Origin of the sequence: Lysinibacillus sp. FSL P2-0066 (assembly GCF_037969495.1) — a bacterium.
GTDB lineage: Bacteria > Bacillota > Bacilli > Bacillales_A > Planococcaceae > Lysinibacillus > Lysinibacillus boronitolerans.
On record NZ_CP150202.1, the window covers coordinates 2,113,517 to 2,139,656 of the forward strand.

Sequence of the window (26,140 nt, forward strand, 5' to 3'; positions counted from 1 at the left end):
GAAAGCCCTCAAATAATTGGATAGAAATCTGAAAGTGGAGGATAAACCAGAAAAAGTAGCGGATAGAATGCTCAAAGTGGAGGATAGCCCTCAAATAATTGGATAGAATGCTTAAAGTGAAGGATAGCCCCGCAAAGTCAAGGGAGAACCAATAAAAAATGGTTCTCCCTCTCCCGTTCAATTCGCTTAAACTTTAAACTCGCTCACGAGGTTGCGTAGGCTATCTGCTTGTTGGGCAAGCTCAGTGGCTGCGGCGTTGATTTCCTGCATGGATGCGGAGCCTTGTGTGGCTGCTGCCGCAGATGTCACGGTGTTGGCCGCAGATTGTTCTGCGTAGGCATTGACATGTATGAAGTCACTTGCCACCGCATTGCTATTTTCAAGCGTTGTCGCAATTTTATCCACCATGGCTGCAATGATTGATGTTGTTTCCTCGGTATGCGATAAAATGTTGGCTAAGGATTGATTTGTTTCATTTGTCACTTCAACGCCTCGGATAACGGTTGTCACGCCCTCGTGATTTTGGGCAATGATGGATGTGACCTCTTCTTGGATGGATGTGACAATCGATGTAACCTCTTTCGCTGCACTTTGGGATTGCTCTGCCAGTTTGCGAACCTCATCGGCTACGACCGCAAAGCCACGTCCATGCTCGCCAGCACGTGCCGCTTCAATCGCCGCATTTAAAGCGAGGAGATTCGTTTGCTCAGAAATGGCCGTGATCGTGCCAATAATGGACGTAATATCCGCAGATTTACGACCCAACGCCTCCACAGTGGATGTTGTAGAAGCCATTGTTTCTTCAATAGATTGCATCACAAGTGATGATTGTTCCACAGAGCGGCTACCTTCATCGGCTGCTTGCTGCATGGCGATAGAGGCACGATGGACAGCACTCGCTTGCTCATTTAATTGATGCATTGAATGCTCTAAGTCGCTCATTTTTTGCTGCGCACTATTCATACTGGAAATCGTATTGTCACTATCACTCGCAATATCCGCTGTCGCATCTGCAATATCCTGAATTGTACGCGCATTTTCATCTGCTAATGACATCAGCTCCTGACTACTGCTTGATACATGATCCGCCAATTCACTCACGCGTCGAATTAAGTTAGAAATCGACTCAATTAACGTATTCGTCGAGGCTGCAATAATAGAAAATTCATCACGATTACGCACATTTACACGTCTTGTCAAATCGCCTCCAGCTTGCGCAATATCAAGGATAGAGTCATTAATCGCCTGTGTATTACGTTTTAATGATTTAAATAGCATAAAGCCAAAAATTACAATCGCTAAAAAACCGACGATTGAAACGAGAAAGAATGTAGTGATAGAAAGGTTTACCTGCTGGTTAAGCTTGTCTAATTTTGTTTTATTGGCATCGTCCATGACAGTATTGATGGTCTCAATATTTTTATCGATATGGGTTTTCATAGTTTCCCCAGTAGCACCCATCATCAGCTTACGTGCCTGCTCAAGACCAAGCTCATCACGCATTGTCATGACTTTATCTGAATAATCAAGGTAATTTTTATAATATTGCTCGATTGCCTGCATATGACCGAGTTCTACTTGTCGATCTTGAAATTGATCTTTTAAAGCAGCCAGCTTTTTATTAATGGTATCAATTTTTAAATGATAGGAAGTAGAATAAATGCCGTTACCTGTAATTAAATATGATTGCTCTAAATTGGTCAGTCTAGCAATCTCATAGGCAAGTTGATTCACCGTTAGTTGCTCCTGCACATTTTTCTTTGTAAAGTCTTCCATTTGGTGCTGCAAGTTCTGTATATTGACGTAGGACAATATACCCATTATACCGTTAATTACAATAAGAAGTGCAAACATAATAAGCACTTTACCCCGAATTAAATGGTAAAAACGTTGTCGTTTTTCTTTAATAGGAGGGGGATTTTTCCCAGTTTCCCCTTGTGTAGAAGCTTTCCTCTTCTTAAAAAAGCTAAAAGTAAAGAGAGACGGGCGTTTTTTCGCTGTATCATGAGTTTTTTTAGTCTTTTTCATCGCCATCACCTTCCTATTTTTTTAAATAATCGATTTCAATTTTATCTTATTTTACTAGATTTTTCTATCTTTATTTCTAATAATTAAAATTTTTCAGATAAAACAACTATGACAAAAGTCAGGATAGACCATGAAGATAGTTCTAAAATCATAAGTGGGTACAATATAGTAGTAGTGGAAATTATGACGAATGCTAATTTTTTTGATACACTAGCGAAAAGCCAATGCATAAAAGGGGAAATTGTTTGATGAAGAAAAGTTTTTATTTATACGTCCTAACCTATCGAGGTGGCGATTGGTCCGACCCTAAAGTACGCTTTGCAGAGGAAGTGTTTCATGAGCATAATTTTCCAAAGCAGAGCACAGACTTTCATGAGTTGTCCGACTATATAGAAACCTATGCAACGGAAAACTTAACAATCCAGACCTTTGATTCTTTGTGGACACTTTATGAGGAACAAGCATAATTGTACGAAAACTATAAATAATTTTGCAGTTGCTAGACGTCTAGCATTGCGTAAATGACAGAAACACAGTATTATTTATAGTGATAACTGACAGAAAAGAGGGATTGCAGTATGAGTATTCATATTAATGCAAAAAAAGGTGAAATCGCTGACACAATTTTACTTCCAGGAGATCCATTACGTGCAAAATACATTGCGGAAACATTTTTAGAAGATGTAACTTGCTATAACGAAGTACGTAATATGTTCGGATATACGGGTACGTATAAAGGAAAACGCATTTCTGTACAAGGAACTGGTATGGGTGTGCCATCTATTTCAATCTACGCAACAGAATTAATGCAAGAATATGATGTTCAAAAATTAATCCGTGTAGGTACTTGTGGTGCAATTCAAAAAGATGTAAAAGTGCGTGACGTGATTTTAGCGCAAGGAGCAACATCTGATACACGTATGAACCAAATCATTTGGGGTGGTGCTATCGATTTTGCACCAATCGCTGACTTTGATCTTTTATTAAAAGCATATAATGCAGGTAAAGATGCAGGTCTTAACTTACAAGTTGGGAATATCTTCACAGCAGATTTATTCTACTCAGATGAGCACCAAAACGAAAAATTAGCTCAATACGGTGTACTAGCTGTAGAAATGGAATCAGCAGCTCTTTACACATTAGCAGCAAAATTCGGCCGTAAAGCACTTGCTGTTCTAACAGTAAGTGACCACATCATTACAGGTGAAGTAACAACAGCTGAAGAACGTCAAACAACGTTCAATGACATGATTGTGGTAGCATTAGACGCAGCGATTCAAGACTAAGCTAACTTTAGACATATTTAATTTTATAATGAATGTAGGCAACCGACAAAAAAACCGACCATTTTTCTAAGATGGGTGGAAGTAGTCGGTTGCTTTTTTTGTGGGAATTATAGACAGATTGTTCCAGTTTTGATGCCAGTAGGCCCGTTAAATCCTGGGATTGTGGCGATTACCATGTTTGTTGCTATGTCGATGACAGACACCGTATTGTCTACTTGATTTGTAACATAGGCAAAAGTACCATCTGGCAAGATGGTTACTTGGTCTGGAGATGCACCTACAGGGATAGTTGCAATCACCGTATTGGTGGTTGTATTGATGACAGATACGGTATTATTGCCTTTATTTACAATGTACACAAGCGTTCCATCAGGGGTAATCGCTGTTCCTACAGGTCCTGTACCAACAGGAATGGTAGCCACTACTGTATTGGTAGTGGTATTAATAACCGATACCGAATTGCTATTTTCATTTGTCACATAAGCAAATTGCCCGCTTGGAGTCAACACAATGGATCTAGGACGAATTCCTACAGGGATTGTAGCAATCACCGTATTGGTTGCAGTATTGATAACCGATACTGAATTGGAATTCTCGTTGGCAACATAAGCAAACGCACCGTTTGGCGTAAAGGCAATACCTTGAGGTTGTAGCCCTACTGGAATAGTGGCTGATACGGTATTGGTGGCTGTATTAATGACCGATATAGTGTTTGATCCGTGATTGGATACATAAGCAAGCGTTCCATTTGGCGAAATGGCAACACCAAGAGGGTTAACACCCACGGGAATGGTAGCGATTGGCAAGTTTGTGGCAGTGCTAAAAACCGTTACATTATCTGAGAAGAACGCTGGAACATAACCAAACGCACCATTAGGTGTAATCGCTACTTCTAGCGGAGCAGTCCCTACTGGAATGGTAGCGACGATTGTGTTTGTTGCGGTATCAATTACAGAAACTCTATTATCAGGCGTTGCTAGCTGCCCAGCATCTGTCACATAGACGAGATAATGGCAACTTGGTGGTATGGGTAAAAATGGGGGCTTACATTTACAACGACAACAAGGGCAACAACAGCGACAATGACAATTTGGATTTGACGTAAACTTGAATTTTTTTAAATATTTATGTTCTTTCCCCACACAGGACATCCTTTCAGTCATATATGGCTACTTTATGCGTAAAGAGCTAGGCTTGTTGTACGTTTACCTAGCCATTCTCTTTTATCATGTTTTGGTAAAGTTCTAAACTTTTAAGTAAGGTTCTTCTAAAAAAAAGCATAGGAGACAGGAGGAATTATTCTTGACGTTGATGAAGTTTTCATAGACATTAAGACGGTAGGTAAAATTTTGTATCGTATTGATTGATCTTATGATGTTAAATATATGGAAAGTTACCTTTAATCGGAATGATAAGATGTTCTACAGTTTATTTACTTAATAAGGTAAAATGTGAAATGTATAGGTTTATGGTGGTATATTTTTGAAAAATAAGTATATGTGACATTTTAATACTTATTATCGTGTACGTATGACCGCTTCAAAATAGAAGCTCTCTTTTACAGATAGATTTCAGCAGCCGATTCTTAACCAGAGAAGGAGGAGGGTGAGCTTTGAAAAAAATAGGTTTACTACTAGCAGCTCTTTTCGTAGTAAGTGCGGTCTTTATTGATAGAAATAAATTATTATATCCTCCTTTGCCAATCGATTCCCTTACACCAAAGGAAGCCATCCAAAAATTAAATGCATCCCCCGTTGATTTAGTGGTGCTCTCTAATGATAAGAAGGCAACTTGGTACCTCACAGCCATTTCAGCTAGGGGCATACAGAAGGTGGACGAGGACATTCAGCAAATGATGGCTAATGAAGGTTGGGCATTTCTTGAAAAAGAGGGGAGCGGGTTATTTTTCGAAAAAAATGGGGAACGTTCCATTGTGACAACGGAAATGTGGACGAAGCAGTATGTGCTTGTTCAAATTCAGAAATGAGGTGTTCTATGGAAGTCTGGGATATCTATGATAAAAATCGGCAAAAAACAAATAAGCGTCATGTACGTGGGACAGCATTAGCAGCTGAAGATTACCATATCGTTGTGCACGTATGGATTCGCAATAACAAGGGAGAATTCCTTTTAACAAAAAGACACCCCAATAAACATTATCCTCATTTATGGGAATGTCCGGGAGGCTCTATAGTAACGGGTGAAAGCAGTTTGGACGGGGCTATTCGTGAGGTGGGAGAGGAAATAGGGATACCATTATTGAGGACCAATGGACAATTAGTAAAGAGTGAACGTCGTGATTGCTTCAATGATTTTTACGATGTGTGGTTATTTGACCAAAGCTTTGAAATTAGTGAGACCATCCTTCAAGAGGGGGAAGTGACAGCAATTCGATGGGTCACAAAGCTAGAGCTTGAAAAAATGTTTCACGCGAATAAAGTAGTACCGACACTAGGCTACTTTACATCCATTATTAACGATAAGACTACGCGGTATTAGTGATCTATGTCAGCATATTTTTGATTCAGTAGGTTAATCTATACTTAAACAGGATAGAGGAGCGTTAATATGAACAAGCGTATTCTTATTGGACTAGCTTTATTTACGTCTTTTTTCCCTCTTAATTTCGTTTCTGCTAAGGACAGTGATTCGCCACAACCTCTTGAGGTGTTTCTTCCTGAAATCGGCTATAAAACAGTAGAGGTAGCCGTAAAAGAGTTCGAACACCACTATAATAAAGAGCTGAAGCTACCTCTAAGAGTACCGCCGATCAGCTTTACACATCATGTTGGTAGATTTAGTGATTTAGAAGGAGAAATGAATGATCAGCTGGAGGTGGTAATGATTAGTGATCAAATGCCACAAAATCATTTCAAAATCAAGGTTCGACCAGTTGAGCATAAAATGCCATTTGAAAAATATATAATGGATGTATTCAAGCTGAAAAATGGCAGTGAGGCAGCCTATATTGAAAATCCAAGAATTGGTTTTCATTTACTCGTTTTTGAAAGAGACGATTGGCAATATGTCTTTAGTATTGATCGTGATGTTGCAGATCAAGTAACGGCTGAGGTCCTGATTGATATTGCTAATTCAATTGATTATCCAAAGCAAAAGTATTAGCTCTTCTAATTTTTATTCTTGCCTTTCAGCTCTTCTCGTAATTTCTTTAGTTCCTCCGTTTGCTCCAAAATAGTATTGTTGACTCGTCTAATCGAATCATATATAGCAAAAATCCCCACAAAAATAAGAATGATAACTAATAATTCCATCTTGCACCTACTTTTTATTTTTACATTGATTGTAACAGGAATTTCCAAATGATTGAAGAATTAGTTAGGTGGAGGTGCTTGTTATGCAGAGATATGTTTATCATATGGTTCCAAGGGAAATGGTCGGTCAGGAGCTGATGCCACTGAATAGGTTAGGGGCAATGTATCCAGATTTATATGAACGCTATGCGAAAAAATATTTTGATCATCCAGAGAGACCGAAGCTATTAATGAAAGAAATCCCTCAACTGAATTGCTTGTGGAATGATGTTGTCCATTTTCTACCAATCCATCCTAGTCATCTCTATAAGGCATTAACAGAGCTAGATATTGAAACGAAAGAAAACCTAATGTTTTATCAAATTCCAATCCAAAAACTAGCAGCTAATCAAAATGCGATGTACTTGTATTCAAAGGAACGCTATAACGGGCCAGCAGGGGCAATTGCAGCAGAGGATATAATACTTCTGTCGTTACATGATTATAGAGAACTAGAACAGCTACCAGCAGCAACCATTGACTATTTCCAAACGGAAAAAGGAAAAGGGAAGAACTTTGGGCTTTTTTCATATATTCCGCATCTCTTCAGCTTAGGCAATGTCAATGTAGACGATGCGGAAATCATTACGTGGAATCAACTTATTCCTAGCATGAATACTAATTGAGGTGGGAAATGAAATAGGGTTTGCCTAATAGCTTACCCTTTTTTTGATGCTATTTGAAGAGAATTAAACCAGTGTCGATGACCACAATAAGCAGTAATACAAAATAATGGGTAGGAAAACAATCGATAGCACATGATCCCTTACTTCTGATAAGAACGATAAACGCTTCATAGGAAATCATGCCAGCAGCAAAATTTCTGTTATCTTCAATGGATTATTCATCCTCCTGATCATTAGCTCTAATTCGTATTAGACTTTTGAAAAACGAGTTGAAGCAGATAGACAATCAATCGAATAATGAATAGATAGATAAAAGCTTCAATTAAGCTTGTTGAAAGTATCATTACATAACGACCGAAATCTTCTAATTCATGAAAAGTATATGTTTGTATATGCCAATCAAAAAATAATGCTTTGTAACTCGTCCCCAAAAAGATAGGGATGAAAAGTAGCCAATAAAAGAAAGGTAAACTAAATTTATAGCCTTTAGCCAGCAAGGTACACCCTCCCCATTTTTTAAGCCATCATAGCATAAAAGAAAATATTTTGGTATATTATGGAGGTATTTAGTGATAATACGAATACGTTATTTACAATTATAGTAATTTAAAGGTATTATTAGTAAGTTGAGACGATGTCCAGAAAGGTAGAAGTCCATGAAAATGATCCATTCAAGCAAGATACATCCCGAAGTGAAAACATTATTATCCTATGCCACATCCGAAAAGAAAGTGGAGAAGGAATACTCATTGTACATTGCATGGCCTGAAAGAGTGTTATATGGCTATACTATCGAACAAGACATTGTCGGTTGTATAGGAATTGTTAATAGAGAGGCAAAACGGTGTGAAATTAAACATATTGCCGTATCGCCGGCTTATCGTGGAAAAGACATTGGGCGTGAGATGATTCGGTATGTGGAAGAACATCATGCATTTTCTTCTATTTATGCAGAAACAGATCAGGACGCGGTGAATTTTTATAAAAATATTGGCTTTCATATTACGAGTTTAGGAGAAAAATACCCAGGGGTGGAGCGTTTTGCCTGTCTATTAAACTGCACTACCTAATGGTCAATTCGTTGTACTGTCGATAATCGTCCACTTAGGTGCTTTTTACGCCCTGTTATTTGATTATATTAAAGGTAGTAAATTTGGATGATAGACTAGAATAGAAAGGAGCTATAAAAATGCAAAAGAGGTTGTGGTGGTTGATCGTATGTGGCTTGGCCTTGTTAATAGCGGGTTATTCGATTGTTCAATATTTACTATTCGATGCACGACAGGCGGGATTTGTTCAATTAAAGCTTATGCTTAGTGCAACATTGAATTCATTTTGGTATATCATGCTCTATCTACATATTGTATTCGGTGTATTAGCCCTCGTCATTGGTCCTTTTACGTTGTCATCAAAGTTACGAGAGAAAAATGTGAAACGCCATAGACTACTAGGCAATATCTATATGGTTAGTATTTTGTTTGGTGGCTTGGCAGGACTTTATTTAGCACTAAACGCAACAGGTGGATGGGTGGCACAGCTAGGCTTTGCTTTATTATCTTTAGGGTGGCTCTTTACCATGTTTCAAGCGCTGGTCCAGATTAAAAAAAGAAATATCCAAGGCCATCAGAAATGGATGCTAAGAAATTATGCATTAACCTTTGCAGCTGTCACATTGCGAATCTGGCTACCATTGTTTACTGTATTATTTGGCTTTGATAATTTTGAGTATAGTTACGCCTCCATCGCTTGGCTATGCTGGGTGCCCAATTTTATCGTGATGGAATGGTATATCCAACATAAACTTACTAAAGTTGCAAATTACCGAGACATGACAAAAGCTAATGGATAGTTTTGAAACATATTCTGAGCATTAGGTTCTAAAGGAGCCTAATGCTCTTTTTATTTTAAGATTCATATTTATTTCATTCTAATATTCTAGGTGCATTCATTATCCTTACAATTATACCTTTGAATATGATGAAAAAGGACAGGAGGTGAAATCTCATTGAGGTTTAGTTACATCCGTAATTTTGATAATTTTAAATGTGATGCAAAATGTAATTATCCATTGAAATATAAATGTAATGAATTTGGTTGTAATGGATATCCCTATGTTTATGGAATTCAAGAACCAATAGGTGTAACAGGAGCAACAGGCGCTACTGGTCCTACAGGTGCCACAGGTCCCCCGGGAGCGCGGGGAGAACCGGGACCTCAAGGAGTAGCAGGAGTCACGGGTCCACAGGGAGAAATTGGTCCTCAAGGTGTAGCAGGAATCACGGGAGCAACGGGTCCGCAGGGAGAAATAGGTCCCCAAGGAATAGCCGGAGTCACTGGAGCAACGGGTCCGCAGGGAGAAATAGGTCCCCAAGGAATAGCCGGAGTCACGGGGGCAACGGGTTCTCAGGGAGAAATAGGTCCTCAAGGAATAGCAGGAGTCACGGGAGCAACAGGTCTACAGGGAGCAACAGGTCCTCAAGGAGTAGTCGGAGTCACAGGATCGACGGGTCCACAGGGAGCAATAGGTCCCCAAGGAATAGCCGGAGTCACGGGTCTGCAGGGGGCAACAGGTCCACAGGGAGAAAAAGGTCCACAAGGAATAGCAGGAGTCACGGGGGCAACGGGTCCGCAGGGAGCAACAGGTCCTCAAGGAGTAGTCGGAGTCACAGGATCGACGGGTCCACAGGGAGCAACAGGTCCTCAAGGAATAGCAGGAGTCACGGGTCTGCAGGGAGAAGTAGGTCCTCAAGGAGTAGCAGGAATCACGGGAGCAACGGGTTCTCAGGGAGCAACAGGTCCTCAAGGAGTAGTCGGAGTCACAGGATCGACGGGTCCACAGGGAGCAACAGGTCCCCAAGGAATAGCAGGAGTCACGGGTCTGCAGGGGGCAACAGGAGCCCAGGGAATAACAGGAGGTACAGGGGCAACGGGAGCCCAAGGAATAACAGGAAGTACAGGATTGACAGGAGCCCAAGGAATAACAGGAAACACAGGAGCAACAGGAGCCCAAGGAATAACAGGAAACACAGGGGCAACAGGAGCCCAAGGTATGACAGGAAGCACAGGGGCGACAGGAGCCCAAGGTATGACAGGAAGTACAGGGGCGACAGGAGTCCGAGGAATAACAGGAAGCACAGGAACGACTGGGTTGCAGGGAGTAACAGGAGCCACTGGAATAACTGGGGCAACAGGAGAACGAGGTCTAGTAGGAATGACAGGGGCAACAGGAGCCCAAGGCGTAACGGGTAGCACAGGAGCGACTGGATTGCAGGGAGTAACAGGAGCCACTGGTGCCATAGGGACTACAGGTGTTACAGGATCAACGGGTCCAAGTGGTTCAGGTTTAATGGAAGTTTTTCTCTCTACAGATCAATCAGTTAGTAATAATGATTTTCTTGGTACTGGTAATTCTTCGGCTTCATTTGTTAGGAGTTCTATTGTTATTCCTGAAAATGCTATAATTAGAAGCTTAACTCTGAATATACGGGATCATGCTCTAAGCGCAGGTCAAACAGCTTCAGCACAAATATTTGTCAGTACAAATTGTGGTTTTACTAGCGTTGCTACAGGTATTATTGCGTCTGTGTCAGGACCAAATTCATCTACAACACTAAATTGTTGTGCAAAAGTGGTAGCAAACTACCCAATTACTAGTTGTACACTTCTCGCTGTACAAGTAAGTACAACTGGAGGAGCGTTTTCAAATGGTGTTTCAGCAACGATACTTTTTAATACAGTTTAATTATTCGATTTAAATTTTGGATTTTTGAGGGAAAAGTTACAAGAGGATTAGGGGGAAAGCATCTTTACTTTAGCTTTATGCTCGTAAGGACATTTTAGCTAATAGGACATCTTCTATTAAAAAGTAGTTCTGATGGGGACATTTGTCACAGGGGAGGATATGGTAAAGTTCTAGTGTGCACTCATGAACTTTAAGCTGTTAAACGAAGATTTAACGAATCAACTGCTTTTGCTTCATGTAGAATTGAATGAAAGTGATGGTTATGGCTAGTGTGTCTGGATGAAGAACAACCGTGAATAAACGATACTGAAATACCATCATCAAAGTTGTCGTTCAAAGGGAGCATTTAAGATGATGAAAGGAATAGGGCTTGTCTGTAAAAAAGATTACAGACAAACCTTGTTACTAGTTATTAAGTAATGCCACCATATATATTACAATAATATTCGACCTCAATTATATGAGGTGAGGATACACCATTATATGAATAGTAGCCACCGATCGTAATATTGTAAGCACTGCCCTGATCTTTAATGGAAGGGTCATATCCTGTTTGTGTCCAGTTACCCTAGCCCTGTTCAATTTTTGACGACAATGAATGCATAACCGAGAATAGCTGTCTTCCACCAGGCATATCCTTGCTTAGCTGGGTGTCAAATGAACCATCAACACGAATGATTGTTTGATGTGACCCCATATGTAATTCAACGAATTTTGGTACTTTAACTGGAGAAAAAACTTCCTTATTATCGATCACGACATATGAAGTGTCTATTCTACCTTTTAACATCTCCTCAAAATCTTTTAATTCAAGCCAATAATCCGCTGAAAATGTTGTAATAGGATCTAGCTTTAAGCTTGTACCATACTTTTCATTTAGTTGATTGACAATAGCCAAATATTCTTTATAGTAATGTTCTTTCTGTGCCAGGGTTAAAACTAATGGAACAGGTGCTATGACATATTCCTTTTCTATTATTTGTTCATCTACCGATGTAGGTAGCGGTAAGGAGGCTTTTTCATCCTTATCACAGCCTGTCAGGAAGATGGCTCCTACTACAATGCTTGTCACCAAATACTTTTTCAACACCTTCACCTCCAAAAAATGAATAAAATCTATTATACCATACATAAATGTGTATATTTTTCATTTATCTGGTAAAAATATAGTTTCGTAGTATATTGTAAAGAGAACAACGATTAAGCAAGTGTAAGGGGCGGTATAGTGGCAATTTTAAAAGATGATTCGCGTCATCCTAGTTGTGAGGTAGAGCTAAATATTTTAATGGTGAACGAGGAAAGTGTAAAGTTTCGTATTGAATTTCGCTTTGGGCCAGCTTTCCCAGCGATAAATACGGAGATTTATTGTTTAAAAAGAGATTTCCTTCAATTATTAGAAGACATAACACAATTGGAGCCTGCTTATTTAAGTATGCTGGAGCCGCATGATCCTGGCCTATGCATCTATCATATCCCTCATTATGGTGAATATTTTTTTCCTGGATACGGTATCTTTCAAATTCCTAAAGAGGAGAGGGAGGAAGCAGAGCAACGTTATAAATTAGTATTTGTACTAGATGCTTATGAGAAGAATCATCATGGTGCAAGAGAATGTGGGCCTGCATTATGTATTATTGTGACGATGGAACAAATCCGAGTGTTCATTACCACTTTGCGAGAACAAGTAAAGAAATTCAAAAGTAAAAGGTGATACAACGGTCATTCATTCTCTTCTACAACGATGCTATAGGATAGGTTGAGACGATCACATACCCAATTTTTAAATAAATGATCAATTTGTTTTTTTATTTCATCGCTAGGTAATTGCTCATTAATCCCTAATTGTTCAAACGAAAATGTTTCCTGAATTTGATCGGTATATTTCGTATTAAAGGTAAACGTAATGAGTTTAGACACGTTGATTTTCCTCCGTTTTCTAGCGTGTACATTCATGGGCGAATTATTAGAAATTGAATGTCGTTGATATTTGTAAATAAACTTTTTTTCTTTGGTAAAAAGAATAGAAAATGCTGTCGGCTGAATTATCATTAATATAGACAGTGTAAGTAGCATAATTTTCTAGCAATTGCTTTAATTGTTGATTATTTGTTCGATGTTTCAGCTTTTGTTTCTTTTTCTAATTCAAAAGTGATTGCTGTTGTCATAAAATAGCATCGATTTCTTCAGGTGTAAGATCTCATTCTGAAATATTTTTTCCTCCTCTCCAATTCATTGTTTGTCAAAAGGCAACTTAACTAGTATAAAATTTATTAAGTATTTTTGTTAAAATTTAGTATAAACTTTTGTGCATGTAGGTGCAATTGTTACCATTAAGGAGCAGTGTTCTTCTGTTTTCTTCGTTTCTTTTGTTTATAGGTAAGATAAGAAGTTTTTAAGGAAGCATAACTCCCAATTGCTGCATAGCCATAAAACCAGCCCATGAATAGTCCAGCAAGAAGATTATGTCGGTGGCTGATGAAAATGGAAATGAGTAAGCCGATAATTAATGCAATGCTTGGAACCCAAAAAGGCTTTATATGACACATTTTCTTGATTAGCTGGGTAATAATCATAACAACAGGGACTGCAACGACGGCATCCCAAAAATTTGTATGTATTAGTGGAAAGTGTTCCATTCCGTTCACCTCTCATTACTATTTAGGACTTATTGTGGGCAAATAGGCCAATTTTATGCAGTCGTGTGTTGAGAACTCGTTGAAGGTTTGTTGAGAGAATCTCTAGATTGCTGTGGGAATCTTCATCCTTTTTATCAAAGTGGCATCAAATGGAAATAAAGATTGCAATAGTTAGTTGGCAAATGTAAAATTTGGATTAATAAATCCACGAGATAAGAGGTATACGATGTTTCCAATATTACATACTGAACGATTAGAATTAAGAGAATTGACGAGTTCTGATGGACAAGCTCTCCTTGATTGCTTTTCGAATCCTGAAGTTTTGCGCCATTATGGACAACAACCCTTAACGAGCTTAGTTCAAGTGCAGCAAATCATTCAAAATTTCGCAAACAATTTCGCCCTAAAACGGGGTATTAAATGGGGCATTGCATTAAAGGATCAAGAAGGAATTATTGGTACAATCGGCTTTCAAGAGTGGTCAATAGTGCATCGAAGAGCAGAAATCAGCTACGCACTTGTTCCTGAATATTGGGGCAAGGGCTATGCTCAAGAAGCTGTGAAACGAGCCATTTCCTATGGTTTTGAAGAGATGGATTTACTACGGATTGGCGCCATTGTATTTAAAGAAAATGAAGCTTCTAATCTACTATTGCAAAAAATAGGCTTCGACCAAGAAGGGCTATTAAAAAAATATATGCATCAAAACAATGTGCCACACGATACTTATATTTACTCGCTCATAAAATAAAATGTTAACCAGATACCTACGTCGGCATCTGGTCATTTTTTTATTGTTTCTGTAAATGTTTTTCGACCTGGATTGATTTTGGCTACTTCCACATCAATTTTACTAATAGAATCCTCAGATAATGGAATTTTCCCATCTTTCTCAAACTTTTTCCAAGCCTTGACGTTATCGCGATAGAGATATTCAGACAAACGAAAGATATCGACATCTAATTTTAAGCCTTCTTTATAGGTATCCTGAATTTCCTTTTTCACTTCTTTAATAATAAGCTCTTTCAGCTCTTGTTCGGTGACGTTCCCTTTAAAACCATTGATGGTCGCATTAATTCTCAATTCAACTTCAAATGTTACATCCTCTTGTTTGACATGTGGATTCACATCGACATGTATTTTTTCAATACTGACCGTTAGTTCGTCCTGGTCATCTGAGTTTAATTGAAAGGTAATCTCTCCACGATTCGTATAGTTATGCATCCATTGACTGCCGCGCGCCGCAGTATCTTGCACGAACCCCTTAAAGCCATCTTTCGACAGGACACCAACCCCTGAAAAATAGGTTTCCTTTATTTGCTCCTTATCAGTTTGCCAAACCTCTTTAATGGACACATAGGGAATTGTTACTTCATGACTTGGCTCATTTAAACCAATGACAACATCTCTTAAGTCTTTTGGTTCAACAAATGTTTCTTGTTCTGTTGGGTTGATGGGGTTACTTAATTTTGATGAGGATAATGAATTCCTTAAAATAGGTGTGACAAGCAGTACTTCTTCGACTGGGTTTTTTGTACAGTATACCCAGATTTGATACCTTGTATCGCGAAAGCGTATGAATGTATCAATGACTGGAATAATGTGTTCATTCTCCATAGCTTGCTCCGAAAAGACCATAAACCGCATATGCCCCCAAAAGATTTCCTGATCCGAGGAGCGATACAATTTGTAAATCGCCTCTTCTATTGTTTTTCCAGTGGCACGCCCCACTTCAGCAGGCGCCACCGTTGCGCTAGGCTGTATAGATTTCGCGACATCGGCGAAATTAATCACTTGTAAATAGACAATATACTCGTCGTTTTGGTAGTCTACACCTACTGCATTTATATAGTACATTCTTTGCGGCTCCGTAATATCCCAGCATCCAGCGAGTAAGGTCGTCAATCCGATGATCAATAAAAATTTGAAATAAGTTTTCATGGTTTCTCCACTCGAATTGCTCTACAGTTGTATTTTATAGTGTTAGCTTAGACAAAAGATGGCTTTTTTATAAAGTGCTAGCTGAGGAAATGAAATTTGGAAAATTATATCCAATGAGACAACTTTCAGATATGATGAGGCAAGGAGGTGAGATTGTGACTCGTGTTTCATATTGTCTAATTAATACATTCACGAATGAGCTGTATAAAGGGAATCCTGCAGCAGTATGTCTATTAGATGAAAAATTTTCTGAGGAGACCATGCAAAAAATTGCACAGGAGATACCTGTCCCAACAACAGCCTTTATTGAAAAAAGACAGGTTGATTTTTCGCTGAAATGGTTTACGCCACATATGGAAATACCCATTTGTGGTCACGGCACCCTTGCTAGTGCCTTTGTGCTTTGGCAGCAAGGAATTGTAACAAAGGAGCATACAATTACATTTCATACAGCAGGTGGTCCTTTACATGCCAAGTGGCAACATGAACGAGTGGAAATCGCCATCAAAACGTATCCAATTGCTGAAATGGAATGTCCTTCAGCATTGGAGGACTGGTTAGGGTGTAAGCCCGTCTTTGTAGGGAGAACTGAATTAGATTTTATCGTGGAGGTAGGCAATGAAGACCAAATCGCACACTTTGAACCTGACTTTATTGCGATGAAGCAGTTTCCTGTTCGAGGAATATGTCTAACTAGCAAGTCGAAGGAAGAAGGCATTGATATCGTATCTCGCTTTTTTTCTCCAGCCCAAGGCATTGACGAGGATCATGTAAATGGTTCAAGTCATGGTGCACTAGGTCCATATTGGTGTGAGAAATTATCCAAACAACAACTTGTCAGCAAGCAGCTTTCTAAACGTGGAGGTGTAATGTATGTGACACCTCATCACGACAAGGTATTGATTGCAGGCGCAGCAGTTCAAGTTTTGAATGGGGAATTAAACATCTAGATACGGTTTAGAAGGAGATTTGTATTCAAAGTAAATTGTTCATTTTCTATATTTTGGTAATTACTCCCATTAGAAAAAGCGAGAAAAAAATTAAAAATTTGTTGTAACCTTTTTCAATATTAAACGACTACTCTATTAGTAGAATACAAAAGAACTAAAGCAAGTAGTAACATTCACTTTTCACAAAATGACCAGGGCTCAATTTTGAGTGCCTGGTTATTTTGTTGCCATAATAAAAAGAGGGCATGCACCTATGGCATGCCCTCCTCGATTTATTCGCTTAGCATAGCTTTTAATGTTCGTTTTTGCCAGCCTAGCTTGAAGTATGCATATTGCATAATGAAATGGACGCAGAAGGTGATTGGATAGGCTAACCAAACGCCATTTAATTCTAGAGATGTATAGTGAGATAATAGGAACGCTAATGGCACCTGTACAACCCAAATTGTAATGACTAAGAAGATGGTTGGCCATAATACGACACCTGTAGCACGCATAGTGGCAGATACAGTTTGTGTGTGCCCAAAAATTAAATAGCTCCAAAAGGCGATATATAAATAATTTTTGGCAATAAGCACAGTCTCATGTGAATCAATAAAGAAAGCCAAAATAGGCTCTGCAAACAGATACATAATGAGTATGATGGCCCCACCTAGAAGATAATTAATTCGCACACCCATTTGTCGAATTTTTTTAATCATCTCCGTAGAATTGGCCCCTAACGCCTGTGCTACAAAGACAGATGTAGCAATGGCAATACTCATAGCTGGGACTTGAGCATAACTAGCTACCTGATTGACAACGCCATAAGCGGCAGTGGCATCTGAACCATAGGCATTGACAAAGCCAATAACGGCAATTTCGGCCACTGAAATGGCAACCATGCTAATACTAGATGGAATGGCTAGCTTTAATAAGGACGTTAAAATATCCTTTTTTAATTTAAAATGCTGTAAAATTGTTTTATCAAAACGTAGTAAATGCTTTGTTTTATGCAAATAGGCTAACAATAGGATCATTGTCACCAGGTTTGATAACACGGAAGCATAGGCAGCCCCATTTAAGCCAAACGCAGGCAACCCCAACCATCCAAATACTAAAGGTGGTAGGAAGGCAATATTTAACACGACACTTATTACTAAAAATAGAAATGGTGTTTTGGAATCACCGACTCCACGCATAAAGGTTGTATACACCAAATACCAAAACATAATCGGTAACGTGAAGAAAAGTATTTGGGCATAACTAATACTCATATCTAAAATATTCGCAGGTGTTTGCATAAAGCGTAAAATCCATTCAATGAAAAAGCCACCAAAAATCGCGACAGCAATGGATAAAATGGTTGTAAAGGCGAGTGTTACGCCAACAACCTCTTTCATTTTGGCATGATTACCAGCTCCAAATGTTTGCCCGACTAAAATAGAGCTTCCTGAGCCAATGCCAATCGCAAAGGCCATTAAAAAGAAGAAAAAGGGAAAAAATGCCGAAATGGCTGCTAGGGCATCGACCCCTAAATTGCGTCCGACGATAAACATAGCAAAAACTTGGCCGACAGATTGCAGCACATTCGCTAGCATCACGGGAATTAAGAAATTAAAAAAAGCTTTGCGTAGCTGTTGATCATCCTGTAACATTTGTTCGTTCATAATTAAGTTCCTCTTGAGTTTTAATAACCCATTTCTTTTAAGATTCTTGATAGTGTGCGTAGGCGTTCTCCAATGAGCTCACCATCATTATTAAGTGCTTGCTGAAAAAGCTGAATATCCTCTTTAATCTGTTCATTTTCTGTGCAAACTTCCACTGTCATAGCATCTCCCTGTAAGCCTACACGATTAATCACGGGGTTTTCTTCATCATATAAATGCTCATGACGATAAGCCTCCTTAAAATAAAGCTCTGTTTCACACACTAAAATAGCGAGATCAAGCACGCGATGGAGGGGAAGTTCTTCTGATTGGCGAGACCATTTGCCACCTGTATGTCGCCAAACCTTCGCAGAAATATCAACCTTTCCTCGATCATTCCATTGGGCCAGACCAAGTGAAAGCCCTTGTGCATCTGTTTGATAAGCCGTGCGCCCATCAATATTGGCATAATTTTCGGCCACGATGACAGGTTTATGTTTTAAATGTGTTGGAATTTTCATGGATCCGTACTCCTTATCATTTCAAATTTAGTAATTTAGTAAATTACTGCTTTAGTAAATTTAGCATTCACGCTTCTATAAGTCAATCGAAAAGCGGAAAGTTGGAACCTTTTCTTTTGGGAGCAACTAAATAGGGGCTTGGCGTAACCAATTCAATACAATAAACGTTCAAATTCTGCAATGGTTTTTACAAAATAGTAAGTTATAATTTATAGAAGTATGATTGATTGGAGAGAAAGAGGATGGAAACAGCTAAATATCACCGAATGGTTTATACACGTATATGTGAAAATTTACAAAAATGGGATAATAGTGACTTTGTTAGAGAAGACGAGCTCTATTCATTTTTACATACGTTAAAAGGCACAGCTGGATCAATCGGTTTACATGAATTAACTTCGATTGCTAGTGAAAAGCTAGAGCTTTTGACTGGAGATCGTAACAAGCAATGGACCAAATCTGAATGGAAAAAGTATCTTGCTCCTTTTATAGAAAGCGTACATTTTTATCAAGAAAATGATTCAAGGGCACAAAATATGGAACATCCTGCAACCATCATTAAAAATCCAGCAAAACAAGATTTTATTCTGATTATAGATGATGATGTTGTATTTATTTCCTATTTAAAAAATGTTTTAGAGAAAAAGGGCTACTCTGTCATTGCAGCTCATAATGGCGAACGAGGATTAGCGTTAATTTATGAATTGCAACCATCCATTGTGTTTTTAGATATCATGCTTCCTGACTCTAGTGGCTTTTCAATTTTAGACAATATTAAAAAGACGAAAAAAGAGCTCATGTTTGTGACAGTGATTAGTAGTAATGATTGTAAAGAAAATCGCGTTCGTACATTGGAGATGGGGGCTATGGATTTTATGGCGAAGCCAATCGATGAAGAGCTATTAATCGCTTATGTTTCCAATCGCTTAGCCTATAAAAGAGAATTAGAGCAGGCCATCGTCATTGACGAATTAACCCAAATTTATAATCGTAAATTTATGGAATCTCAAATGAAGCTTTTCATTAAATACCATCAGCAAAACAAAGAGCATTTTTCAATTGCGATTATCGATTTAGATTATTTTAAAAAAGTAAATGATACATATGGTCACCTAATGGGGAATGAGGTGCTCAAGGGTTTCGCTTCATTGGTGAAGGAACTAAAAGGAGATGAGGAAATTGCTTGTCGCTATGGGGGAGAAGAATTTGTAATTTTAATGCCTCGTACAACAAATAAAGAGGCATTTATTTTTATTGAAAAACTTCGTACCTCTATGGAGAAAAAGATATTTACAGCAAATGGAACAAATTTTCATGTTACATTTTCTAGTGGAATCGTGGAAGCCACTTCTTCCAATTTACATCCTAAAAAGATGCTAGAAGAGGCAGATCAAGCACTTTATACGGCCAAGCAATTAGGGAGAAATCAGACGATCATCTTTGATCATGTAGCTGCTGTGGAGAAAAGAAAAGCGAAAATCAAGATCATTGTCATCGATGATGTGTATATTATTCGCGATCTAATTACCAATCGTTTTAAGCATTTGGAGGAAAATGAGGATTATAGGATTGAAACATTGGCCTTCCCTGATGGCATTAGTTTTCTGGAATCCAATTGGTATGACCCTCAATGTAAATACATTATCTTATTAGATTGGATATTACCGCAAATGGACGGCATCGAGGTGCTTAGTAAGATAAGAGAGCAGCATGCTTCAAGTGATGTAATCGTCTCCATGCTCACTTCACGTGTGGGGGAAGAATACGTCATGAAAGCTTTAATTAATGGGGCAGACGATTATATTGTGAAGCCATTTAATGTGGCTGAAGTATCGGAACGTATTATTCGTTTAATTCATCAAATGTTTCTTTAATGGGAAAGGGAGAAAAAGACAAGATGGCTAGAATTTTAGTAGTAGATGATGAAGAAATATTACGCATGTTAATACGTGAAACATTAGAAGACTTAGAGTTTGATATTGATGAGGCAGAGGATGGCGAAGAAGCCCTTAAGAAACTGAAGGAAAGCACCTACGATTTAATGATACTCGACTATATGATGCCGAATTTAACAGGGATTGAGGTGATTGAACTTCTCCCACAAGAAATTAAAAAGTCGATGCCTATTCTCATGCTGACAGCTAAATCACAGGAAAGTGATCGTCAAAAGGTATTTGATTTAGGGGCCGATTACTTTATGTCAAAACCATTTAGTCCCATTAAGCTAATGAATTTGGTGGAGGACATATTAAATGATTAAGTCGACACCCTTGCTGAATAAAAGTATACGCAGCCAATTCTTTAAAATGCTGCTTTTTCTTGTTGTTAGCTTTTTAATCATCATTGCTGCTTTTCTTGTCGTAGTCAATGCAAGTCAAAATGCCTTACAGCAGAAGAGAGAGCAAATGTATGAAAAATCAATGCTTGTGGATGAATTGGAAGAAAATTTTAATGGCATATTTTTTCGAGCAAGGGGCTACTATGCCTTTCAAAATGAGCAGGAATTAAAGCTATTGTATGAAAATTTGGAGAATTTCGAAGTTCTATTACAGCAGTTTTCGCAACTGGATTTAACGGAAGAAGAACGAGGGCTCTATAATGAGCTAGTTGATTTTCATTATAATTATAAAACAGTTACTCTCCCAAAAGCGTTAAGCTTTGCCAAGATGGGGGATTATGAGGCTTTGAGAGAGCTTTCGAATGGCGGAGCAAATGACCTTGTCAATAAATTTATTACCTATACAAAATCCTATAAGAAAAAAACAGACCACTCCTTAAACCAAATTTTTAGCAAGACAGTGGAGCAGGGGCAATTATTCACTTTTATTTCGTTAATGATCAGCGGTCTCATTTTCCTCTTTGTTGGCGTCATTTTACGAAGAGTGCTGAATAATATGATTCGACCAATTGAACAATTAACACTTGCGACAAACGCTTTGGCGTCAGGGAAATCTATTGATTTAGGTAATCTTGTACAAAAGGAAGATGAGTTAGGCATTTTAGCGAACTCATTTCTTAAAATGATACTCTCTATTCAGGATAAGGAAGAGGTACTGACAACCCAAAATGAGGAGCTTTTAGCGCAGCAGGACGAGCTTCAAGAAAATCAATTACAATTACAAAATTCATTAAATTATTTAGAAAAGTATAATCAATTAAATCATGTACTGACGTTTACGTTAAATAAACAGAAACTAATCGATAATCTCCATAATTATTTAAACGACATTTATCAATATGATACGAGTGTGCTTTATTGGATGGAGGGCAATGTGTATGCGACGAAAGGTTTATCACACCAATCTGCTGCAGCCCTAGTCGAGAATTTTGACATGGATAAACAAGCACGATTAAAGCAGGAAAAATCCTTTGTTATTAAACGTCAATTGACAGCGAAAGAAAAGGGAATTGCACAAGAGTCTTATTATGCCTATGACTTGTATTCTTCCGTGTTTAATTCTAAACGAGAGCTAGTCGCTATTTTAATGGCGACACGAGAGGGACATCCTCATAATGAGCGGGAAATAGATAGTTTAAACGGGCTATTAAATCGTGTGTCCATCGCATTTGAACGCATTCTTATGTATGAAGAGGTAGAAAAGTCGAGGACGTTAAATCAAACGATTATTGATAATGTTAACGAGGGCATCCAGTTAGTTTCTATTACAGGCGATACCGTTCTTATCAATAGAGCACTATGTGGCATTGTCAGCTTCCTTAACTTGACAACGGAAACAAGTATCCCTAAAAAGGATTGGCTCCAGCACTTCAAAAAATGTAGTGCCCAACCTGATGAATTAATTGAATTTTTAGAGGCGTCTATTATGGAGAGCTTTCAGGATACTCGAAAATACCGCTATTGTATGACGATTGAACATGAAATCTTTGTTGAGGTGTATGCAACTTGTCTTTTTGATGGTCAGGAAAAGGTAGGTACAATTTTTGTACATCGTGATATCACTAGAGAATATGAAGTAGATCAAATGAAATCCGAATTAGTGAGTACGGTAAGTCATGAGCTGCGAACGCCATTATCAAGCGTACTTGGCTTTACAGAGCTGCTGTTAACGAAAACGATAAAACCCGAACGACAAATTAAATATATCGATACAATTCATAGAGAAGCGGTACGCCTAACCAATCTTATAAATGACTTTTTGGATTTACAGCGAATGGAGTCAGGCAAGCAGCAATATAACATGGAGACACTACAATTAAATGAAATAGCCTTTGAAATTGTCAATCGATTCCGACATGAGCAAAAGCATAATGTCCATCTAATTGATAAGGCAAGAGAGGTCTATGTCAATGCAGATCAAGATAGACTCGTTCAATTATTTATTAATTTAATAGGGAATGCTATCAAATTTTCTCCACAAGGGGGAGATGTGGAGATTTTGTTAGAAAACATAAATAATAGAATTCAAGTGAGTATAAAAGATGAGGGCATTGGTATTCCTAAACAGGATATTGCTCAGTTGTTCCAAAAATTCAAACGAATCGATAATAGTCTTAGACGTAAAATAGGAGGGACTGGACTGGGTCTCTCCATTTGTAGAGAAATCATCTTAAAGCATGAAGGCGAAATATGGATAGAATCCGAAGAAGGACAAGGTACTACTGTGTACTTTACTTTACCACTTGCAAATAACAGTATCACCTTCGATGAAGAGGATGTAATGGAGGATAGCAGTGGCTTAAACATTATGATTGTCGAGGATGACTTAAGCTTAGCTTTACTGTTGTCAGAAGAGCTAAAAAGCAAGGGCTTTACCGTGATTCATCATCATGACCCAAAAAAAGCTTTTGAAGATACACTCAATACGCCTTTACTTGGTATGGTGATTGACATAATGCTTGGCGAAGAAAAGAGCGGCTGGGATTTAGTCCGTGAACTAAGGAAAAGAGAGCAAACAAAAGAGTTGCCAATTATTATATCTTCAGCATTAGATGAGGTAAAAGAAATGGTGGACCAATTTCAAATTAAAAAATACTTAACCAAGCCATATCCACCTGAAGAAATATCTAAACTGTTTGTGAAATAATATGATAGGATAGCTTTATGAGTTCAGTAGCGTAATGATGAACAGCTCATAATATAGCTTACATCATTTAGCCTGTAAAATATTTTCCTAGATACTATAGTAGTATAGAGTAAAAAAGTGATAGTTTTCATAGTAGCATGTCGCTGCTTCTATAATATAAGTCTCATAAAAAATCTTTAAACGGCTACCTCAAAATAGAATAAAAATTCTCTATTAAACTAGGTATTGTTCAACAGTACCTGGTTTTTTTAGTATTGCAGTGTTAATTAAATTAATGTATAAAAATTCATCTATTAAAAAATTTAATTTAAACCCTTTCTAATTTAGGAAAATTGAAGTAAAATAATCCTTATAAAAATACTGCATGTTTATTTCTAATTTCCTAGAAATTATGTGGATGTGCCTATTTATTAAGGATGGTGGTGAAATAATTATGAATATTAAAGATTATAATAGTGATTTTTTGTGGAAAAGTAAAAATATCATCAATAAAAAGTAAAAATAATAAGAACGCTAACTGATCCATGGTAGAAATGGAGGCCTATTCCCTTGATTACGCAGAGGGAAAGTATTACTAGATTAAATAGTGTAAAAATTTTCATTTAAAGGTTTATTATTGAATAAAAGAGGGGATCGTTATGAAGTTCAAATCATTGCGAACAAAAATCTTATTTGGATTTTTCGTCATTCTAATAGGGATTATGATACAAAGTGGTTATATCATTTATTCAAATATCAAAATGAATAAAGAGATTGAAGATATGGTGCATCGTGAGCTGGAATTGTCCATCGTCGATCAGCACTTAGCCAACTCCATTTCGGTGAGGATTGGTGCTGCCAGAGGGTATGTATTAACAGGCGAAAAAGTATACAAAGATACATATGAAGAATATACAAAATTGTCTTTAGCAAACGTGGAAAAAGCTCGTCAAATAATTGAATCGCCAGAACTGGAGGTAGTTGCGGCAAGAGCAAAGGCATGGCGTCAATATGTGGAGGAAAATGTCTTTCCAATCTATGAAGGAGGCAATCCTGAATTAGCCGTTAAAAACCTAATTAGTAAAGAGGATGAAATTAGGGCAGTGCGTGAAGGCTTTGAAGCATTGGCAAGCTCACGCGAGGAGTCGATTCGTCAGGCTGGACAAACATTAATAGAGAATAATGACCGTCTCAATACAATTAGTATAGTGGCATTTGGTATCGTTGTATTATTAGCAATTGGAGCGGGTCTCACTTCTGCATTGTCAATTTCTAGACCTGTTCAGCAAATTTCTGAACGAGTGAAGCTGATTGCGGAGGGTGATTTAAGCCATGAGATGCTAACCATTAAGGCCAAAGATGAAATAGGAGAATTAAGTGTTTCCACCAATATGATGAATGGAAAAATGAAGGACATGCTTCAGCGAATTCAAGATGTGTCCAATGAGGTGGCTGCACACAGTGAACAACTTCTACAATCTTCCATCGAAATAAAGTCAGGAACCGAGCAGGTAGCACTGACAATGAATGATATTGCGGAGGGCACAGAATCACAGGCAAATAATACGAGTGACCTATCCAATCTAATGAGTGATTTTGTCATTCGAATGAATGAGGCAAGTCAAAATGGTGAACACGTACAGAGTAATTCCAATCATGTACTTTCTCTCACGAATTCAGGTCAACATTTAATTGAAGCGTCTACTAATCAAATGACAAAGATTGATGCCATCGTCCATGATGCAGTAGATAAGGTAGAGGGATTAAATCATAAATCTCAGGATATTTCCAAGCTAGTCGTTGTTATAAATGATATTGCCAAACAAACGAATTTATTGGCACTCAATGCAGCGATTGAGGCGGCAAGGGCAGGCGTGCAAGGTCAGGGCTTCGCCGTAGTGGCAGAAGAAGTTCGTAAATTGGCAGAGCAGGTGTCATTGTCTGTTATCGATATTGAACTCATCGTTGGGCAAATTGTAGAGGAAACCAATGATGTCACAAATTCTTTAAAGCGTAGCTATGAAGAGGTACAGCAAGGGACAGAACAAATCTCTTTAACAAATCAAACATTTATCGAGATTGATCAGGCTGTTAGAGAGATGGCCACAAACATTACAAGTGTCTCTCAAAATTTAAATAAGCTAGTAGAAAACTCTGTAAGAATTGATGAAGCCATCGAAGAAATTGCTGCGATATCTCAGGAATCTGCAGCAGGGGTGGAAGAAACCTCCGCAACAATGCAGCAAACTTCGAGTGCGATGGAGGAAATTTCGAATAGCTCCAATCAGCTTGCAAAAATGGCGGAAGAATTAAATAGTCAGGTAGGACAGTTTAAGCTTAACTAAGCATAAAACCAGGTCTCATCAAAAGGGTGAGCCCTGGTTTAAGTGTTGGATACAATTTTTTATTGCGCATCTCATGACTTAGATCAATCCAATACACTGTTT

The 26,140-nt window shown here is 38.2% G+C and carries 25 protein-coding genes; 16 read left to right on the forward strand and 9 right to left on the reverse strand.

Annotated features, from left to right (window positions below):
* Nucleotides 1–186: 186 nt before the first annotated feature.
* Entirely contained in the window at nucleotides 187–2,028 is a 1,842-nt protein-coding gene (locus tag MKZ14_RS10455) for a methyl-accepting chemotaxis protein (protein WP_333004173.1), read from the reverse strand.
* A 248-nt stretch (nucleotides 2,029–2,276) separates the two neighbouring features.
* Between MKZ14_RS10455 and MKZ14_RS10460 the strand changes: the two genes are divergently transcribed.
* Nucleotides 2,277–2,495, forward strand: coding sequence for a YozE family protein (locus MKZ14_RS10460; protein ID WP_016995579.1), 219 nt, complete (start codon nucleotides 2,277–2,279; stop codon nucleotides 2,493–2,495).
* Between the two features lie 111 nt (nucleotides 2,496–2,606).
* The gene (gene deoD, locus MKZ14_RS10465) at nucleotides 2,607–3,314 is read left to right on the forward strand and encodes a purine-nucleoside phosphorylase (RefSeq protein ID WP_004230212.1); all 708 of its coding nucleotides are present in this window, start codon (nucleotides 2,607–2,609) and stop codon (nucleotides 3,312–3,314) included.
* Between the two features lie 107 nt (nucleotides 3,315–3,421).
* Here the strand turns inward: deoD and MKZ14_RS10470 are convergent, their stop codons facing one another.
* The gene (locus MKZ14_RS10470; RefSeq protein WP_339280915.1) at nucleotides 3,422–4,456 is read right to left on the reverse strand and encodes a beta-propeller fold lactonase family protein; all 1,035 of its coding nucleotides are present in this window, start codon (nucleotides 4,454–4,456) and stop codon (nucleotides 3,422–3,424) included.
* 470 nt (nucleotides 4,457–4,926) lie between these two features.
* Between MKZ14_RS10470 and MKZ14_RS10475 the strand changes: the two genes are divergently transcribed.
* From MKZ14_RS10475 to MKZ14_RS10490, 4 genes are all read left to right on the forward strand, one after another.
* On the forward strand, nucleotides 4,927–5,301 hold the full coding sequence (locus MKZ14_RS10475) for a hypothetical protein (protein ID WP_333004169.1): 375 nt from the start codon (nucleotides 4,927–4,929) through the stop codon (nucleotides 5,299–5,301).
* A gap of 8 nt (nucleotides 5,302–5,309) precedes the next feature.
* Nucleotides 5,310–5,813, forward strand: coding sequence for an NUDIX domain-containing protein (locus MKZ14_RS10480; protein ID WP_333004168.1), 504 nt, complete (start codon nucleotides 5,310–5,312; stop codon nucleotides 5,811–5,813).
* A gap of 69 nt (nucleotides 5,814–5,882) precedes the next feature.
* Entirely contained in the window at nucleotides 5,883–6,437 is a 555-nt protein-coding gene (locus MKZ14_RS10485) for a hypothetical protein (RefSeq protein ID WP_333004167.1), read from the forward strand.
* Nucleotides 6,438–6,669: 232 nt separating this feature from the next.
* A complete protein-coding gene (locus tag MKZ14_RS10490) occupies nucleotides 6,670–7,251 on the forward strand; it encodes a hypothetical protein (RefSeq protein ID WP_016995566.1) in 582 nt (193 codons plus the stop codon).
* A 239-nt stretch (nucleotides 7,252–7,490) separates the two neighbouring features.
* Here the strand turns inward: MKZ14_RS10490 and MKZ14_RS10495 are convergent, their stop codons facing one another.
* A complete protein-coding gene (locus MKZ14_RS10495; RefSeq protein WP_339280916.1) occupies nucleotides 7,491–7,748 on the reverse strand; it encodes a hypothetical protein in 258 nt (85 codons plus the stop codon).
* Nucleotides 7,749–7,907: 159 nt separating this feature from the next.
* Here MKZ14_RS10495 and MKZ14_RS10500 point away from each other — a divergent pair, with 159 nt between their 5' ends.
* From MKZ14_RS10500 to MKZ14_RS10510, 3 genes are all read left to right on the forward strand, one after another.
* Nucleotides 7,908–8,321 carry a GNAT family N-acetyltransferase gene (locus tag MKZ14_RS10500; protein ID WP_339280917.1) on the forward strand — a complete coding sequence of 138 codons (414 nt, stop codon included), beginning with the start codon at nucleotides 7,908–7,910 and terminating at the stop codon, nucleotides 8,319–8,321.
* A 119-nt stretch (nucleotides 8,322–8,440) separates the two neighbouring features.
* Nucleotides 8,441–9,100, forward strand: coding sequence for a DUF2306 domain-containing protein (locus tag MKZ14_RS10505; RefSeq protein WP_339280918.1), 660 nt, complete (start codon nucleotides 8,441–8,443; stop codon nucleotides 9,098–9,100).
* Nucleotides 9,101–9,256: 156 nt separating this feature from the next.
* Nucleotides 9,257–10,993 (forward strand): exosporium protein, encoded by a 1,737-nt coding sequence (locus MKZ14_RS10510; protein WP_339280919.1) that lies wholly within the window; start codon nucleotides 9,257–9,259, stop codon nucleotides 10,991–10,993.
* A 568-nt stretch (nucleotides 10,994–11,561) separates the two neighbouring features.
* Here the strand turns inward: MKZ14_RS10510 and MKZ14_RS10515 are convergent.
* Nucleotides 11,562–12,080, reverse strand: a complete 519-nt coding sequence (locus tag MKZ14_RS10515; RefSeq protein ID WP_339280920.1) for a hypothetical protein — start codon at nucleotides 12,078–12,080, stop codon at nucleotides 11,562–11,564.
* A 138-nt stretch (nucleotides 12,081–12,218) separates the two neighbouring features.
* Here MKZ14_RS10515 and MKZ14_RS10520 point away from each other — a divergent pair, with 138 nt between their 5' ends.
* A complete protein-coding gene (locus MKZ14_RS10520; protein ID WP_339280921.1) occupies nucleotides 12,219–12,704 on the forward strand; it encodes a hypothetical protein in 486 nt (161 codons plus the stop codon).
* An 8-nt stretch (nucleotides 12,705–12,712) separates the two neighbouring features.
* On the opposite strand, the gene MKZ14_RS10525 is transcribed toward MKZ14_RS10520, so the two are convergent.
* Together MKZ14_RS10525 and MKZ14_RS10530 are read right to left on the reverse strand one after the other, a co-directional pair.
* A complete protein-coding gene (locus tag MKZ14_RS10525) occupies nucleotides 12,713–12,910 on the reverse strand; it encodes a hypothetical protein (RefSeq protein ID WP_009371305.1) in 198 nt (65 codons plus the stop codon).
* Between the two features lie 413 nt (nucleotides 12,911–13,323).
* Nucleotides 13,324–13,629: a hypothetical protein gene (locus tag MKZ14_RS10530; RefSeq protein WP_036078924.1), complete on the reverse strand. Its 306-nt coding sequence runs from the start codon at nucleotides 13,627–13,629 to the stop codon at nucleotides 13,324–13,326.
* Between the two features lie 226 nt (nucleotides 13,630–13,855).
* Between MKZ14_RS10530 and MKZ14_RS10535 the strand changes: the two genes are divergently transcribed.
* Entirely contained in the window at nucleotides 13,856–14,380 is a 525-nt protein-coding gene (locus MKZ14_RS10535; RefSeq protein WP_339280922.1) for a GNAT family N-acetyltransferase, read from the forward strand.
* 32 nt (nucleotides 14,381–14,412) lie between these two features.
* Here MKZ14_RS10535 and MKZ14_RS10540 read toward each other — a convergent pair whose 3' ends face one another.
* Entirely contained in the window at nucleotides 14,413–15,570 is a 1,158-nt protein-coding gene (locus tag MKZ14_RS10540) for a Ger(x)C family spore germination protein (protein ID WP_333004157.1), read from the reverse strand.
* A gap of 155 nt (nucleotides 15,571–15,725) precedes the next feature.
* On the opposite strand from MKZ14_RS10540, the gene MKZ14_RS10545 reads away from it, so the two are divergent.
* The gene (locus MKZ14_RS10545; protein WP_339280923.1) at nucleotides 15,726–16,520 is read left to right on the forward strand and encodes a PhzF family phenazine biosynthesis protein; all 795 of its coding nucleotides are present in this window, start codon (nucleotides 15,726–15,728) and stop codon (nucleotides 16,518–16,520) included.
* 272 nt (nucleotides 16,521–16,792) lie between these two features.
* Here MKZ14_RS10545 and MKZ14_RS10550 read toward each other — a convergent pair whose 3' ends face one another.
* Complete coding sequence (locus MKZ14_RS10550; protein WP_312125494.1) at nucleotides 16,793–18,169, reverse strand: MATE family efflux transporter; 1,377 nt, start codon at nucleotides 18,167–18,169, stop codon at nucleotides 16,793–16,795.
* 20 nt (nucleotides 18,170–18,189) lie between these two features.
* Nucleotides 18,190–18,669 carry a DUF6530 family protein gene (locus MKZ14_RS10555; protein WP_016994140.1) on the reverse strand — a complete coding sequence of 160 codons (480 nt, stop codon included), beginning with the start codon at nucleotides 18,667–18,669 and terminating at the stop codon, nucleotides 18,190–18,192.
* Between the two features lie 242 nt (nucleotides 18,670–18,911).
* Between MKZ14_RS10555 and MKZ14_RS10560 the strand changes: the two genes are divergently transcribed.
* The 4 genes from MKZ14_RS10560 (at nucleotide 18,912) to MKZ14_RS10575 (ending at nucleotide 26,038) form a co-directional block, all read left to right on the forward strand.
* A complete protein-coding gene (locus MKZ14_RS10560; RefSeq protein WP_339280924.1) occupies nucleotides 18,912–20,543 on the forward strand; it encodes a diguanylate cyclase in 1,632 nt (543 codons plus the stop codon).
* Nucleotides 20,544–20,566: 23 nt separating this feature from the next.
* Complete coding sequence (locus MKZ14_RS10565) at nucleotides 20,567–20,929, forward strand: response regulator (protein WP_036078932.1); 363 nt, start codon at nucleotides 20,567–20,569, stop codon at nucleotides 20,927–20,929.
* A complete protein-coding gene (locus MKZ14_RS10570; RefSeq protein ID WP_339280925.1) occupies nucleotides 20,922–23,714 on the forward strand; it encodes an ATP-binding protein in 2,793 nt (930 codons plus the stop codon). Before MKZ14_RS10565 ends, MKZ14_RS10570 begins: the two co-directional genes overlap by 8 nt.
* Nucleotides 23,715–24,352: 638 nt before the next feature.
* The gene (locus MKZ14_RS10575) at nucleotides 24,353–26,038 is read left to right on the forward strand and encodes a methyl-accepting chemotaxis protein (protein ID WP_339280926.1); all 1,686 of its coding nucleotides are present in this window, start codon (nucleotides 24,353–24,355) and stop codon (nucleotides 26,036–26,038) included.
* Nucleotides 26,039–26,140: the final 102 nt, after the last annotated feature.